Origin of the sequence: Acinetobacter sp. ABJ_C1_1 (assembly GCF_044684115.1) — a bacterium.
Taxonomy (GTDB): domain Bacteria; phylum Pseudomonadota; class Gammaproteobacteria; order Pseudomonadales; family Moraxellaceae; genus Acinetobacter; species Acinetobacter nosocomialis_A.
The window spans coordinates 151,378-165,537 of sequence record NZ_JBITPU010000007.1 but is presented as its reverse complement, the minus strand read 5'-3'; the positions used below and the strand labels follow the sequence as shown (position 1 = coordinate 165,537).

The 14,160-nt window shown below is 38.8% G+C and carries 13 protein-coding genes and 1 tRNA gene; 11 read left to right on the top strand and 3 right to left on the bottom strand.

Annotated elements, in window-relative coordinates:
• Window positions 1-14: 14 nt before the first annotated feature.
• The 3 genes from ACG59Z_RS10760 to cysS form a co-directional block, all read right to left on the bottom strand.
• Entirely contained in the window at window positions 15-632 is a 618-nt protein-coding gene (locus ACG59Z_RS10760; RefSeq protein ID WP_400199266.1) for an ABC-three component system protein, read from the bottom strand.
• A 933-nt stretch (window positions 633-1,565) separates the two neighbouring features.
• Window positions 1,566-1,641 (bottom strand) — tRNA-Gly (locus tag ACG59Z_RS10755).
• 63 nt (window positions 1,642-1,704) lie between these two features.
• On the bottom strand, window positions 1,705-3,126 hold the full coding sequence (gene cysS / locus ACG59Z_RS10750; protein WP_400199265.1) for a cysteine--tRNA ligase: 1,422 nt from the start codon (window positions 3,124-3,126) through the stop codon (window positions 1,705-1,707).
• Window positions 3,127-3,340: 214 nt separating this feature from the next.
• On the opposite strand from cysS, the gene ACG59Z_RS10745 reads away from it, so the two are divergent.
• From ACG59Z_RS10745 to ACG59Z_RS10695, 11 genes are all read left to right on the top strand, one after another.
• On the top strand, window positions 3,341-4,318 hold the full coding sequence (locus ACG59Z_RS10745) for an SIS domain-containing protein (RefSeq protein WP_039248373.1): 978 nt from the start codon (window positions 3,341-3,343) through the stop codon (window positions 4,316-4,318).
• A gap of 3 nt (window positions 4,319-4,321) precedes the next feature.
• A complete protein-coding gene (locus tag ACG59Z_RS10740) occupies window positions 4,322-4,861 on the top strand; it encodes an HAD family hydrolase (protein ID WP_004709751.1) in 540 nt (179 codons plus the stop codon).
• 37 nt (window positions 4,862-4,898) lie between these two features.
• Entirely contained in the window at window positions 4,899-5,447 is a 549-nt protein-coding gene (gene lptC, locus ACG59Z_RS10735; protein WP_263613331.1) for an LPS export ABC transporter periplasmic protein LptC, read from the top strand.
• Window positions 5,431-5,979: a lipopolysaccharide transport periplasmic protein LptA gene (lptA, locus tag ACG59Z_RS10730; protein WP_343569285.1), complete on the top strand. Its 549-nt coding sequence runs from the start codon at window positions 5,431-5,433 to the stop codon at window positions 5,977-5,979. The genes lptC and lptA overlap by 17 nt, the downstream gene beginning before the upstream one ends.
• Window positions 5,979-6,725, top strand: a complete 747-nt coding sequence (gene lptB / locus ACG59Z_RS10725) for an LPS export ABC transporter ATP-binding protein (protein WP_212511667.1) — start codon at window positions 5,979-5,981, stop codon at window positions 6,723-6,725. Before lptA ends, lptB begins: the two co-directional genes overlap by 1 nt.
• Before the next feature lie 273 nt (window positions 6,726-6,998).
• On the top strand, window positions 6,999-8,465 hold the full coding sequence (locus ACG59Z_RS10720; protein ID WP_263613333.1) for a TolC family protein: 1,467 nt from the start codon (window positions 6,999-7,001) through the stop codon (window positions 8,463-8,465).
• A complete protein-coding gene (locus ACG59Z_RS10715) occupies window positions 8,462-10,597 on the top strand; it encodes a type I secretion system permease/ATPase (RefSeq protein WP_263613334.1) in 2,136 nt (711 codons plus the stop codon). Before ACG59Z_RS10720 ends, ACG59Z_RS10715 begins: the two co-directional genes overlap by 4 nt.
• A gap of 3 nt (window positions 10,598-10,600) precedes the next feature.
• Window positions 10,601-11,791, top strand: coding sequence for an HlyD family efflux transporter periplasmic adaptor subunit (locus tag ACG59Z_RS10710; protein ID WP_263613335.1), 1,191 nt, complete (start codon window positions 10,601-10,603; stop codon window positions 11,789-11,791).
• A 93-nt stretch (window positions 11,792-11,884) separates the two neighbouring features.
• The gene (locus ACG59Z_RS10705) at window positions 11,885-12,484 is read left to right on the top strand and encodes an IMPACT family protein (protein ID WP_400199259.1); all 600 of its coding nucleotides are present in this window, start codon (window positions 11,885-11,887) and stop codon (window positions 12,482-12,484) included.
• A complete protein-coding gene (locus tag ACG59Z_RS10700) occupies window positions 12,477-13,088 on the top strand; it encodes an acyltransferase (protein WP_289737369.1) in 612 nt (203 codons plus the stop codon). Before ACG59Z_RS10705 ends, ACG59Z_RS10700 begins: the two co-directional genes overlap by 8 nt.
• 155 nt (window positions 13,089-13,243) lie before the next feature.
• Window positions 13,244-14,086, top strand: a complete 843-nt coding sequence (locus tag ACG59Z_RS10695) for a universal stress protein (RefSeq protein WP_263613338.1) — start codon at window positions 13,244-13,246, stop codon at window positions 14,084-14,086.
• Window positions 14,087-14,160 lie beyond the last annotated feature (74 nt).

The window sequence follows — 14,160 nt, the reverse complement described above, 5'->3', positions numbered from 1 at the left end:
ATTATAAACTAACATTATTTATCCCAACATATGTGGCAGTTTCCTGCAAGAAAATATAAGAAATTATTTATTTGTTTAAAGTGATGTGAAAAGTCTGTTTGACTAATCGTTTCTTCAAGAGGGTTTAAAATGTGATTTTCAATTGCTAAATTAATCTCATATTGAGATTTTCCTTCTTTAATCAATGGGCTGATAAATCTAGTAAAATTCTTTTTTATTAAATAGAGAATGTTGGCAATTAAATATCTAGTTGCTTGATTTTGTTCAGTTTCAATAATGAATTTTGTTGCTAATTCTTTACTTAATAAAGCTTCGTCTATTTCATCTTCTCGATCTGCTGCGATTAACTTTTCTTCCAAATCTCTAATATCTCTAGTTGAATGGTTTTGATATAGTTGTAAGTAAATATTAATGTCACTTAAATATGAATCTATATTTTCACCATTTTGAACTTTATCGATGAGATTTTTGTAACTCTGTTCTAGGGAGGTGAATTTTTTTACCGTAGAATTTAAGTTTACATTACTAGCGTTAATTAAGGTGCCATGATTATTGAGTGGACCATTTGCCATAATACTATTTTGTAAACTATTCTGTCGTTGTTCAGCCCGATCCCCCAATAATCCTGACATTTAAATTTTACTCCTTTCCATTATTTTCTTTTATGGTATTGTCATTCCCATTAATAAAGGATCCATTAACCATCATTGAGTTATCTACTTTATTTTTTGATTGGGTTTTAGAGTTATTCTTAAAAATAAAAGTTAAGAAGCTTCCAGTCCCGAGCCCAGCAATAAAAGTAAATATATAATTTAAAACCTCATTAAGTTCCATACACTTTCTCTCTTTGTTAAGTAGTAAAATTTATTCTGAATGACATCATGTGCCTGACTTCGATACCTATTATTCTTAATTAGTGAGTTACTGTAAAGCTATTCTTTAAAAGATATCTTTATCATGATTGTAGAGATATTAAACATTGGCTTCGTATGAGCTATTTTAGAGAGTACATAAAAGCCCGATTTAAGCGGTATAATGTATCTAATGTAGGTATGCCATCTTTTTAAAAATCTATTTCTACATTATTTATTTGTACAGTTATACCAAAAATTTCTCCAGAATTTTAAGATATATAGGCCGTATGTATTTGATCTATGAAATATAGCCTTATCATGAATGTCTTTATTCCAAAAAGTAGTCTATATAGTGAAAAATAGAAACTGTTTATAAACTCAAATCCCTAATTAAAATATTTTAAAAATCTTCATCATTTATCAGCAAAAGGCTATTCTTAATAATTGAAAAATTTTACCGGCAGTAATTGAGTAAGATAAGAGTATCAACTTTAGACAAGAGCTTTTCATAAACACTTATTAGAATATTCAGGTTAAGTTGTGAGAGAAGAACAGAGTGATGCTCGGTTTGATCTACTAATCAACTATAATAAGATGATGTTGCTACGGGAATATAGGATGTTTTTTAATAAGGGTTATATCTATTTAAAGCTAACCAATAGACAATAAAAAAACCACCTAATCCTTTCGAATTAAGTGGTTTTTAAATTTTGGAGCGGGAAACGAGACTCGAACTCGCGACCCCAACCTTGGCAAGGTTATGCTCTACCAACTGAGCTATTCCCGCAATGTGAGCACATTATAGAGTGTTTCATTAAAGTGTCAACACTCTTGTGATCTAATTGAACGTTTAATCAGCACGACGCCAAACTGTACCTTGACGCGTATCTTCAAGTACCACACCTTGGTCGAGCAAAGACTGACGAATACCATCTGCTTTCGCAAAGTCTTTAGCTTTTTTCGCATCAACACGTTGTTGAATAAAATCTTCAATTTCAGCATCAGACAAAGCAAGCGCTTCTTGTCCAATATCTGATTTTAAGAAATCATCTACATTGTGTTGTACCAAACCTAAAATGTTGGTGAGGTGACGTAATGTTGAATAAAGCACAGTCGCTTGGTCAGCTTGCTCTTCTTTTACAGCACGGTTTAACTCTTTGTTGAGTTCAAACAATACCGCCATTGCTTCAGCAGTATTGAAATCATCACACATTGCATTGTTAAAGCGTTCAATAAAACTTTGATCAAGCGTTTCAGTTGTCGTTTGACCATACACTTGTTGATAAGCTTTAAATGAATGATAGAAACGAGTTAAAGAAGTTTTTGCTTCTTTAAGCGCTACATCAGAGAAGTTCACAGGGCTACGGTAGTGTGAAGACACAATAAAGTAGCGGATCACTTCAGGATGGAACTTCTCCATCACATCACGAATAGTAAAGAAGTTGCCTAAAGACTTAGACATCTTTTCGCCATCAACATTAATAAAGCCAACATGCATCCAGTAATTTACATACTGCTCACCAGTTGAGGCTTCACTTTGTGCAATTTCATTTTCATGGTGTGGGAACATTAAATCTGAACCGCCACCATGAATGTCAAAGTGATTGCCTAGGCAGCAAGTAGACATTGCAGAACATTCAATGTGCCAGCCCGGACGGCCATTACCCCATGGAGATGCCCAAGATGGTTCATTTTCTTTTGCATGTTTCCAAAGTACAAAGTCAAACGGGTGTTTCTTTTCAACTTCTACGTCAACACGTTCACTTGCGCCAGCTTGCATATCATCAAGCTTACGTCCAGAAAGACGACCGTATTTTTCAAATTTGGTCACTTCAAAATACACATCGCCATTTGAAGCAGGGTAAGCCGAGCCTTTATTGACTAAATTGCCAATCATATTTTGCATTTGCTCAATATATTCAGTGGCTTTTGGTGCTTCATCTGGAGCTAAACAGCCTAAGTTCGCTGCATCTTCATTCATTGCATCAATGAAGCGAGTAGTGAGCTGTTGAATGGTTTCGCCATTTTCATTTGCGCGCTTGATGATTTTGTCGTCAATGTCGGTAATGTTGCGAATGTAGCGAACATTCCAACCCTGACTACGTAAAAAGCGAATAATGTAGTCAAATGCAACCATAACTCGAGCGTGCCCGATATGACAGTAGTCGTAAACGGTCATACCGCAGACGTACATATCGATGTGACCTTCTTTGCGAGGTACAAATTCAACTTTTTTTCGTTGCTCAGAGTTATATAAAACAAACGGTTGCATAAGGGTTTTCAAACACTCAACAAAAATAGTGTTACATCATAACTGATGCATCATTTTTAAAAAAGTTTTATGCATTAATTTTATAAGCTTGTGAAATCTTATACATTTAAAAACGTGTAACTGATTGAGTTATGCTAGAATGCCTCCAAATCTTTTGATTAAAATCACCGATCTCAATTGAGAGATCAGATCAATTATTTTGAGTCAAACTCGTATGCCTAATCCTACAGATTTCCAAAGCAGTGCATTAGCTACATTGCGTATTGAGCAACAAGCCATAGATGTATTAGCAACACAAATTGATGACCGTTTTAACCGTGCTTGCGAAGTACTGTTGCAGTGTAAAGGTCGTGTTGTGATTACAGGTATGGGTAAATCTGGGCATATTGGTCGAAAAATGGCGGCAACATTTGCATCTACAGGTACGCCGTCTTTCTTTATGCATCCTGGTGAAGCAGGCCATGGCGATTTAGGCATGCTAGTTCGCGGTGATGTACTTATTGCAATTTCCAACTCAGGAAAAAGTGATGAAATCATGATGTTGATGCCTCTTATTAAACATCTTGGCGTACCAATGATTACCATTAGCCGTGATGATAAAGGCCCAATGCCGCAAAATGCTGATATCGCTTTAACCTTAGGTGAGTCAGATGAGGCTTGTCCTTTAGGCTTGGCACCAACTTCAAGTACGACAGCCACTTTGGTTTTAGGCGATGCATTAGCAGTTGCTTTGCTTGAAGCACGTGGTTTTACTGCTGATGACTTTGCGCGTTCGCATCCGGCAGGTGCATTAGGTAAACGTTTACTTCTACATGTAAAACATTTAATGCATACAGGTGAAGAGTTACCAAAAGTTTCACCTGAGACTCCAATGAATCAAGTGCTTTATGAGATTTCAAATAAGCGTTTAGGTTTAACGACAATTGTTGACGAACAAGACCATTTGCTTGGTATTTTTACAGATGGGGACTTACGTCGTCTCATCGATAAACAGCAAGGGTTTGATGTGAATTTACCTGTGTCTGAAGTAATGACAAAAAAACCGTCAACTATTTCTCAAGAAGCACGTGCTGTAGAAGCGTTACAACAACTTAACCAGAAAAAAATCAGTCAGTTTGTGGTGGTCGACGACCAAAATAAAGTGATTGGTGTAATTAGTATGCATGATCTTATTCAGGCAGGGGTGAATTAATCCATGGCATCGTATGCATTGTTAGAACAAGCACGTCATTTGCAGGCATTGGTTCTGGATGTTGATGGTATTTTAAGTGATGGCTTTGTGACGTTAACCAACACGGGCGATGAAATTAAATCATTCGATATTCGTGATGGTTTGGGTATGAAACTTGCGCAACAAGCGGGTATGAAAGTCATCATCATTACAGGCCGAAAAAGTAATATCGTCGATAAACGCATGTCTGACTTAGGTGTTGATTTAGTTTTTCAAGGCCGTGAAGACAAAGGCTCAGCACTTCGTGAAGCTTGTGCACAGTTTAATATTTTGCCTTCAGATTGCTTATATATGGGCGATGATTGGCCAGATCTTTCAGCATTTGCGATTGCCGGAATGAGTGTTACGGTTCCAAATGGACATGAAGAAGTACGCCGCCGTGCGCATTTGGTGACCCAAGCCATGGGTGGTCGTGGAGCTGTTCGTGAAGTCTGTGATATGTTGCTGATCGCAAAAGGCATTTACCAAGAACTTCTTGAAAAATATCTTGCAGTACCGCATTAATAACAAGATTACTTAAAAAGGTAGGCTATTCCTGCTCATGGATACCAGAGTTTTATATATTGTTGCTGTAGTCGTTGCTGCTGTGAGTGGTGGTTACTACTACTATAGTGGCAAGGCAAAAAAACTGGACATTGGTTCGGCGAAGAATATGACTTATTCGGCGCAGGGCGTCCATTTGACTCAAACTGATGATAAAGGCAATTTGTATATTCGTGCTGAAGTTCGTCAGCTTGAGCAGGATATGCAACAAAAAACGTCAAAGTTGGATCAACTTAATGCCTCTATGTATAAATTAGGTAAAGTTGATGCAACATTCTTTGCTAAACAAGCTTATGGCTATGATGATAATCAAAAGGTTGTTTTATCGGGTGATGTGGTCGCAACCAAGATTGCACCACAAGGAACAATTGAGTTCCAAACCGATGAATTAACTGGTTATCCAAAGACTCGAGATATTGAAACAAATCATCAAGTGATTGTTCAATCTCCACAAGGCGAGTTTGTGAGTAAAGGATTAAAAGGCAATTTGAATAACGGTCAGTACGAATTTTTTAATATTCGAGGAAAGTATGCACCAAAGTCTTAATTTAAAACGTTCTTCAGCTTTCCTAAAACAAGCTGCGGTAATTACATTCGTTGCTTTATCATCTGCTTCGACTTTTGCTTTGCCGTCTGACCGTAATCAACAAATTTCATTGGTTGCAGACCGTGCAACTTATAATGACAAAACTGGTTTGACGACTTACACGGGTAATGTTGTGATTGAGCAAGGTACGATGAAGCTTCAAGCTGACTCAATTGTTGCGAATCTAAACTCGAAACGTGAAATTCAAGTGATTACCGCTAAAGGTCGTCCAGCTAAGTTCCAGCAGCAAATCAATGCCAATAAGGGCGTTGCACGTGGTGAAGGGCAAACGATTGTCTATAATGCAGACACAGGCATTATTACTTTGTCTGGCGGGGCATACTTATATCAAGATGGTTCAAGTATTCGTGGTAACTCTCTGAAATATAGTATGAATAAAGGCGATGTTGAAGCTCAAGGTTCTACTTCAAACCGCGTACAAATCATTATTCCACCTTCAAGTTCGAAAAGTTTCCCAGGAGCGCGTGACTAATGCAGCAAGCTCTTCAACAACCGCAAACTTTGTGTATTAAACACTTAGCCAAAAACTATAGTAAGCGTTGGGTTGTCAAAGACGTCTCTTTTAGTATGCAAAGTGGACAGATTGTTGGTTTGCTTGGTCCTAACGGTGCCGGAAAAACGACCAGTTTCTATATGGTCGTTGGACTCGTGCGTATGGATAAGGGCGAGATTCATCTTGATGACTTGGATATGTCAGACCTAGCGATGCATGAGCGTGCACGTAAAGGTATTGGTTATTTGCCTCAAGAAGCTTCTATCTTTAGAAAATTGACGATTGCTGAAAATATTATGTCGATCTTAGAGACACGTAAAGATTTGAATAAGCAGCAACGTCAACAACGCCTTAATGAATTATTAAATGACTTTAAAATTAGCCATATTAAAGATTCATTAGGAATGAGTGTATCGGGTGGTGAACGCCGCCGTGCGGAAATTGCGCGTGCTTTGGCAGCAGACCCTAAATTTATGCTCTTGGATGAACCTTTTGCCGGCGTTGACCCAATTTCTGTGGGCGATATTAAAGACATTATTCAGACACTAAAAGATCGTGGCATTGGTGTACTCATTACTGATCACAACGTTCGTGAAACTTTAGCGATCTGTGAGCGTGCTTATATCGTAAGTGAAGGCTCAGTGATTGCTGAAGGCACACCACAAGAAATTTTAGACAACGAACAAGTACGTAAAGTCTATTTGGGTGATGATTTTACAGTTTAATTAAAGTCATTAATCTAATTGGTTAAAAAGAGGTCAAGGCCTCTTTTTTGTTTTTTGATGTTTTATAAATAAAAACAACTACATATACCACTCATTTAATAAAAAAATAATGTGTGATTTATTCGACCAATTATGCTGCTTTCATTGAAAAACTATGTAGAATGGAGAGGCTTTTAAACGATAACAAACAAGATCAACAAGATAAGCATGATTGGATATAACCAAAGAAGAGTAGAAGGGAAATGTAGAAAGCAGGCTTTCCTGAAAGGGCTGATGCTTCTAAGTACACTACATGTACCTGTTGTGATATATGCTGCTAAACCAAGTGAGCAATACCACACCCTGAAAGAAAACTTGTCACAACTTTTTGTCCCTAAAAGTAGTGATGATTTCAAAGTTGCCAAGATGCACGAGCTGAGTAATTTTAAGCTAGATCGTTCTATTGTGCAGGAATTTCCAACTGTTCAACTTAATGATAAGTCGGCTTCATCTTTTTCCAACTTGCCATCTCGAACGATGACATTGCAAGATGCGGTAAAAATTGCCATTCAGCGTAGTCCAGATATTTCACAATCTATTGCAACTTTAGCAGGTCAAAATTCAGGAGTTGACGTTGCTAAAGCCGGTTACTATCCCCAGCTAGCAGGCGGGATTTCAACTGGTGATTTAAGCAGTGGAGAACGTGGTAGGCAGCTACTTACTTTAAGTGCCACTCAAATGCTTTATGACTTTGGTAAAGTCAAATCAGGTGTTGATGTTGAGCAAGCTAAGGTTCAAGTTGAACAAGCCAATGTTTTGGTCAGTGTTGATACTCTAGCTTTGGATGTTGCACAAACTATTGTGAATATTCAGCGTTATCTTCAGCTTAATAAAATTGCTGAACAGCAAATTGCCGGTATTCAACGTATTCAAGATATTGCTAACCTACGTGCAAACGCTGGTGTCGCGAGTCAGGCAGACCCAATTCAGGCGCAATCATACTTACAAGCAGCGCAGTCTACCTTGATTGCTCAGCAATCCTTATTACGTCAGTATCAACAGCATTTAAGAACACTACTCGGGGCAGATGTTACTCGTACTGGATGGATTATTTCCGAAGATCTAGTCAAGCAATCTGATCTTTATGGTGAGCCTGAGTTCAATACTATTCCTAAAATGATCGCCGCACAGGCAAGTGTTGAGGTCGCTAAAGCACAAAAAGAACAAACCCGTTTAACACGCTATCCGACTTTAGCCGTGAAAGGCTCAGTCAGTCAGGCGCTTAACGGTAAAAACCCAAATAATGACAAGGATGATGGTTTATATAGTTCGGTTATGCTTGAAGCAACAAGTCAGTTTTACCAAGGTGGTGCAACCGCTTCACAAGTAAAAATGGCAAGTTATGCAGAAGAAGCGGCTAAATCTAAAGTCAATTCTGTTTATTTAGATGTGTTAGATCAAATTAGAACAAGTCGTGAACAAATTGAAAATAAACAACGTCAAATGCAGGTTTTGGCGAGTCGCCAAGCAACGACGGTTCGTACACGTGAACTGTACCAAGAACAATATAAGCTCGGTACTCGCTCACTGGTCGATTTATTAAATGCTGAACAAGCCATTCATAGTGCAAACTCAGAACTCGAATCAGCACGTTATGACATTTATAACAGCATTGTTCAGTACATTGCAGCAACAGGACGTTCCCGCCAAGCCTATGGCTTAAATAATATTTCAATTCAGGGGTTCGAAGTACAACCATGATGACAAAAATAAATTACCAGCCTTGGTTACAGGCGGTCTTAACTATTGCCAAACACTATCGAATAGAACCGTCAGAAGAAAGAATTCGTTTACAACTTGATTGGAACCAAAACCAGAATCTAGACGATGTCTTACAGTTAATGACACGTCAGGTCGGTTTAAATCTTCGTAAGGCACCCTTTTCTTTAGACTTGTTAAATCCATGGCGTTTGCCGGTTATGGTGGAGTTTAATGATGGGCAAGTTGGTGTAATCGATAAAGCAGATACGCAAGGCAATGTCAGTATCCAGTTCAGTGGAGATCAGGGTCTTTCTCAAAATTTATCATTAGACGTTTTAAAAACGACGCTGAAAAATGTCTATATTTTGCGTCCAGAAACGTCTATTCCAGATGCGCGTATTGATGAATATATCAAGCCATACGAAGCAAACTGGTTCTGGTCCATCGTTTTAAGAGACTGGAAACGTTATATCGATATTATGTTTGCCTCTTTAATTGCCAATATTTTGGCACTGGCAACCATTATTTTCTCGATGCAAGTGTATGACCGTGTTGTGCCATCTCAGTCGATTCCGACTTTATGGGTTCTGGCAGGTGGTGTACTGATCGCGGCTCTTTTTGAGTTTACCTTGCGTGTTTCGAGGGTATATTTATCCGATATTATTGGTAAGCGTGCCGACTTACGTGTCTCAGACCGTGTATTTGGCCATGCTTTACGCATTAAAAATAAAGATCGCTCGAAATCTACAGGTAGTTTTATTTCCCAGATTCGTGAACTCGAAGGTGTTCGTGAACTGGTGACTTCAACCACTATTAGTGCAATTGCAGATTTTCCATTCTTTTTCTTGTTCCTGATTATCTTTGCGATTATTGGTGGGAAAATATTCTGGGTCATGTTGCTTGTTGTGCCTCTTATGATCTTGCCGGGTATTTTGGTACAAAAGAAATTGGCTCAGCTTGCTCAAGAAGGGATGAGAGAATCTTCAATCCGTAATGCAATTCTTGTAGAAGCAGTTCAGGGTATTGAAGACATCAAGTTATTACGCGCTGAATCACGTTTCCAAAACCAGTGGAACCACATGAACGAAGTTTCAGCCGACATTGGTATGAAACAGCGTAAAATTGTGGGTACGTTAATGGCTTGGACCCAAATGGTTCAGGGGTTAACTTACGCTATTGTGGTGTTAGTTGGCTGTTTTGCGGTAATGGAAGGGGAAATGACCACGGGTGCGCTCGTTGCATGTTCAATTCTTTCTTCACGTATGTTGGCACCAATTGCCCAAATTACAGGGGTTTTAGGTCGTTTACAGCAAGCAAAAGTTGCGAAACAAAGTCTCGATGAGCTCATGCAACGTCCAATTGATCAGGCTGATCGTGCTCATTTAGTTCATAAAGCTGTTTTAAACGGTAACTACGAATTAAAAAATGTAATGTTCCAATATGGTGATGACGACCCAAAACCAAGTCTTGCAATTCGTCATTTGCAAATTCGTGCTGGTGAAAAAATTGCAGTTTTAGGCCGTAATGGTGCCGGTAAGTCAACCTTGCTTCAACTTTTATCTGGCATGCAATCTCCAACTCAAGGAGCTGTGCATTTAGATGGTTTAGATCTTTCTTTAATTGACCCATCTGATGTACGCCGTGACATGGGATTACTAAACCAAAATGCCCATTTATTCTACGGAACAATCCGTGAAAACCTGACCTTAGGTGCACCGCTTGCAACCGATGAAGATATTCTTCGTGCTTTGGTCGTGACAGGCGCATTACCTTTTATTCAAGAGAAGAAAGAAGGGCTAGATCACTTAATTTTAGAAGGTGGTGTCGGTTTCTCTGGCGGTCAAAAACAAGCTTTATTACTTGCACGTTTATTAATTCGTCAACCTAATATTCTATTGCTCGATGAACCAACAGCAGCCATTGATGATGTTGCCGAGAAGCAACTGATTGATCATCTTAAAGGATGGTTGGCGCATCGTACATTGATTGTGGCAACACACCGCCGCGCTGTTTTAGAACTGGTTGATCGTATTATTGTCGTGAATGAGGGCAAGATCGTAATGGATGGGCCAAGAGATCAAGTACTTAATCAATCAACAGCCCAACAAAAACAAGTAAGCCAAGGGGGATAATTCATGAGCGAACAACAACAAGAACTCACCCGTTCAATGAATGTATCTTATAGTGAACCACCATTACCGCGTGCCAGTTTAGTGATTTGGATTGTAGGTATTGGGCTCGTTAGTTTGTTTATTTGGGCATGGTTTTTCCAGTTAGAAGAAGTATCTACAGGTACAGGTAAAGTTATTCCATCGTCTAAAGAACAGGTCATCCAGTCTTTAGAAGGCGGTATTTTAACTAAGCTGAATGTACAAGAAGGTGACATTGTTCAAAAAGGCGAAATCCTTGCTCAATTGGACCCAACCCGTTTTGCGTCAAATGTAGGTGAGTCGAGATCTTTATTGATTGCAGCTCAGGCAACAGCAGCGCGTTTACGTGCAGAAGTAAACGGTACACCGTTAGTTTTTCCTGAAATTGTCGCGAAAGATCCAAAGCTCGTGCATGAAGAAACAGCACTGTATGAGTCTCGTAGAGCGGATTTACAACAAACGCTTTCAGGTTTAAAGCAAGCATTAGAGTTGGTTCAACAAGAACTCGCCATGACTGAACCTTTGGTTGCTAAAGGGGCTGCCAGTGAAGTTGAGGTCTTACGTTTACGCCGTGAAGCGAATGATTTACGCAATAAAATGAATGATGCACGTAACCAATACTACGTTAAAGCTCGTGAAGAGTTATCTAAAGCAAATACTGATAGCCAAACTCAACAACAAGTCGTAATGGGGCGTAATGACAGTTTAGAGCGTGCTGTATTTAGAGCACCTGTGCGCGGCGTTGTAAAAGAAATTACAGTGACAACGCATGGTGGTGTCGTTCCGCAAAATGGTAAGTTAATGACGATTGTTCCAATTGATGAACAGTTGCTCATTGAAGCACGTATTTTGCCACGTGACATTGCGTTCATTCGTCCTGGTCAAGAAGCTTTAGTGAAGATTACAGCTTATGACTATTCAATTTATGGTGGTTTAAAAGGTAAAGTTACTGTTATTTCTCCAGACACGATTCGTGATGAAGTTAAACAAGATCAATTCTATTATCGCGTTTATATCCGAACTGATACAGATAAGCTCTACAATAAACAAGGTAAAGCTTTTGGTATTACACCGGGTATGGTGGCAACGGTAGATATTCGTACTGGTGAGAAAACTGTACTCGATTACTTGCTTAAACCGTTTAATAAAGCGAAAGAAGCATTACGAGAAAGATAATAGAAGAGGCCCCGAAATTCGGGGCTTTTTTTATAGGTTTGCTTCTACTAAATTCACGCTATAATTTGATTTTTATTATGCTTTATTTAATTTATGGCTTTTACGATTGCAGCACCGGTTACATTTGAAGAAGAAATTAAAAAAAGTAGATTTCAGGCGATTGTTGCGCCAGTAGAAAATGAACAGCAAGTAAAAGAATTTTTAGAACTAAATAAAGACATATCGACCACCCATCAATGTTGGGCATGGAAAATTGGACATAACGTTCGCTTTAATGATGATGGTGAGCCATCTGGTACAGCAGGACGTCCAATCTTGGCTACGATTGAAGGTAATGACTTAACGAATATCATCGTTATGGTGAACCGTTGGTATGGCGGTATAAAACTGGGAACAGGTGGTTTAGTACGGGCTTATGGCGGTTGTGCTGGGCAATCATTATTATTAGCTGAGCGTATTGAACTCATTGCAAAGAAAACCATTCACTTTTCTTGTCATTTTAATGAATGGGCGATTTTTCAATATGAGCTTTCGCAGCAGCAAATAGAATATCAGGAAACTTATACCGCAACAGGTGTAGATATTGAAGCGAGACTACAAGTCCACCAAATTGAACCACTTGCCTTGAAGCTCCGCGATGTCACTCGTGGCCGTGAAGAATTAAAAGTTGAGGAGGAATTAACTGATGACTGACTCCTTACTCAAATACCGTGAGCAACATAAGCACCGTTTAAATTATATGCCATGGCTATATTGGACACTAAAGCCTAAACATCGTGCTTGGGCAGAAGAATGGCAAAAAGAATATCAGGCATATTTAATGGATATGGAAACAGTCGAGATAGGAGAGAACTGTTTTATTTCACCGCTAGCCCATATTTTTGCCGAGCCGGGTCGCAAAATTACGATTGGTGATAATTGTTTTATTGCGGCCGACTGTAGTTTACATGGACCGCTTGAGATTGGTAACGAAGTCGCAATTAACCATCATTGTATTTTAGATGGTGGTCGAGCTGGTATTAAACTACATGATCAAGTGCGTATAGCTGCATATTGTCATCTCTATGCATTTGATCATGGTATGCAACTAGACCGCCCACTTTACCAACAGCCTGTTACTTCCAAAGGAATTGAGATTGAGCAAGATGTTTGGTTGGGGGCACATGTTGGAATTAAAGACGGTATTAAAATTGGTAAACACGCCGTTATTGGTATGAATAGTATGGTCACCAAGGATGTTGAACCCTACCATATTGTGGGGGGAAACCCAGCAAAATTTATCCGTTTAAGAGAATAATATAGTCTTAAGAGTGTAATAAAATGTTTGATCTTTAAACAAAAAAGCGGATTTTAATACATAAACCTTAACATACGGATTTTTATCTATGTTAAGTTAAAGCTAAGTTATAGAAAAATCTCCAAGGCAAATAGACCTGAAGAAGAGAGGCAAAAATGAACCGTGTGATTGCGTGTATTGACTCATCACCTTGTATTAATGCTATTGCAGATGCAGCGGCTTGGGTTGCGAAAGCGACTGGACGAGAGCTTGTGTTATTACAAATTCTAGATTATTACCCAGCAAGTTATCACTTAGGTGAAATTAGCGGTGTAATCGGCTTTGAAAGCAATGCAATGTTGCTTAAAGAGTTGGCTGAATTAGAGCAAAAACAAAGTGAACTCGCTTTAGATTACAGCAATAATTTACTCAGACATATCTCTGACTTAATCAAAGAAAAACACGGTATCACCTGCTCAAAAATTCAGGAAAAAGGGGATTTTTTAGAGCAAAGTTTTAATCTCTTACATGAAAACGATATTGTTATTTTGGGTAGGGTGGGTGAAAGAGCTGCCGAAAAACATAAACCTATTGGTAGTAATGTCGAGAACTTTATTCGAGGCGCAAATTGCACAGTTTTGACCATTGGCGAAAACTTCAAAGTACCGACTCGTTTTATATTCGCCTATGAATATTCGCCTACGTGTCAAAAAATGATGCGCCGTATTGCACAAAGTGATCTGTTACGGACTTTACAGTGCCATTTAGTGTATGTGGGCGACCATCCTGAAATATTGAATGAGCCAGAGCATTACCTGAAAGAGGCAGGCTTAGATGTAGTGACCGTTTACCGATATGGTGATGTAGCCCAAAATATTCTTGAATATCAACAAGAGCACGGCATTCAAATTATTGTGCTCGGTGCATTTAGCCATAGCAAAATTCATCAGTTCTTCTTGGGAAGTATTGCAACGACCATCTTCCGGAACGCGACTGTGCCTTTACTTGTGGCTAAATGATGAGATCAGCATATAGTTATCCGCAAATCTTGTGGATAACTATATGGAAAAGCAAGGGTAATAAAAGTAATTGA

Excerpts from the sequence above, each read along its gene's own strand:
- ACG59Z_RS10760 (WP_400199266.1), bottom strand. The coding sequence starts at position 632 with ATGTCAGGATTATTGGGGGATCGGGCTGAACAACGACAGAATAGTTTA.
- cysS (WP_400199265.1), bottom strand. The coding sequence starts at position 3,126 with ATGCAACCGTTTGTTTTATATAACTCTGAGCAACGAAAAAAAGTTGAA.
- ACG59Z_RS10745 (WP_039248373.1), top strand. The coding sequence starts at position 3,341 with ATGCCTAATCCTACAGATTTCCAAAGCAGTGCATTAGCTACATTGCGT.
- ACG59Z_RS10740 (WP_004709751.1), top strand. The coding sequence starts at position 4,322 with ATGGCATCGTATGCATTGTTAGAACAAGCACGTCATTTGCAGGCATTG.
- lptC (WP_263613331.1), top strand. The coding sequence starts at position 4,899 with ATGGATACCAGAGTTTTATATATTGTTGCTGTAGTCGTTGCTGCTGTG.
- lptA (WP_343569285.1), top strand. The coding sequence starts at position 5,431 with ATGCACCAAAGTCTTAATTTAAAACGTTCTTCAGCTTTCCTAAAACAA.
- lptB (WP_212511667.1), top strand. The coding sequence starts at position 5,979 with ATGCAGCAAGCTCTTCAACAACCGCAAACTTTGTGTATTAAACACTTA.
- ACG59Z_RS10720 (WP_263613333.1), top strand. The coding sequence starts at position 6,999 with ATGCTTCTAAGTACACTACATGTACCTGTTGTGATATATGCTGCTAAA.
- ACG59Z_RS10715 (WP_263613334.1), top strand. The coding sequence starts at position 8,462 with ATGATGACAAAAATAAATTACCAGCCTTGGTTACAGGCGGTCTTAACT.
- ACG59Z_RS10710 (WP_263613335.1), top strand. The coding sequence starts at position 10,601 with ATGAGCGAACAACAACAAGAACTCACCCGTTCAATGAATGTATCTTAT.
- ACG59Z_RS10705 (WP_400199259.1), top strand. The coding sequence starts at position 11,885 with ATGGCTTTTACGATTGCAGCACCGGTTACATTTGAAGAAGAAATTAAA.
- ACG59Z_RS10700 (WP_289737369.1), top strand. The coding sequence starts at position 12,477 with ATGACTGACTCCTTACTCAAATACCGTGAGCAACATAAGCACCGTTTA.
- ACG59Z_RS10695 (WP_263613338.1), top strand. The coding sequence starts at position 13,244 with ATGAACCGTGTGATTGCGTGTATTGACTCATCACCTTGTATTAATGCT.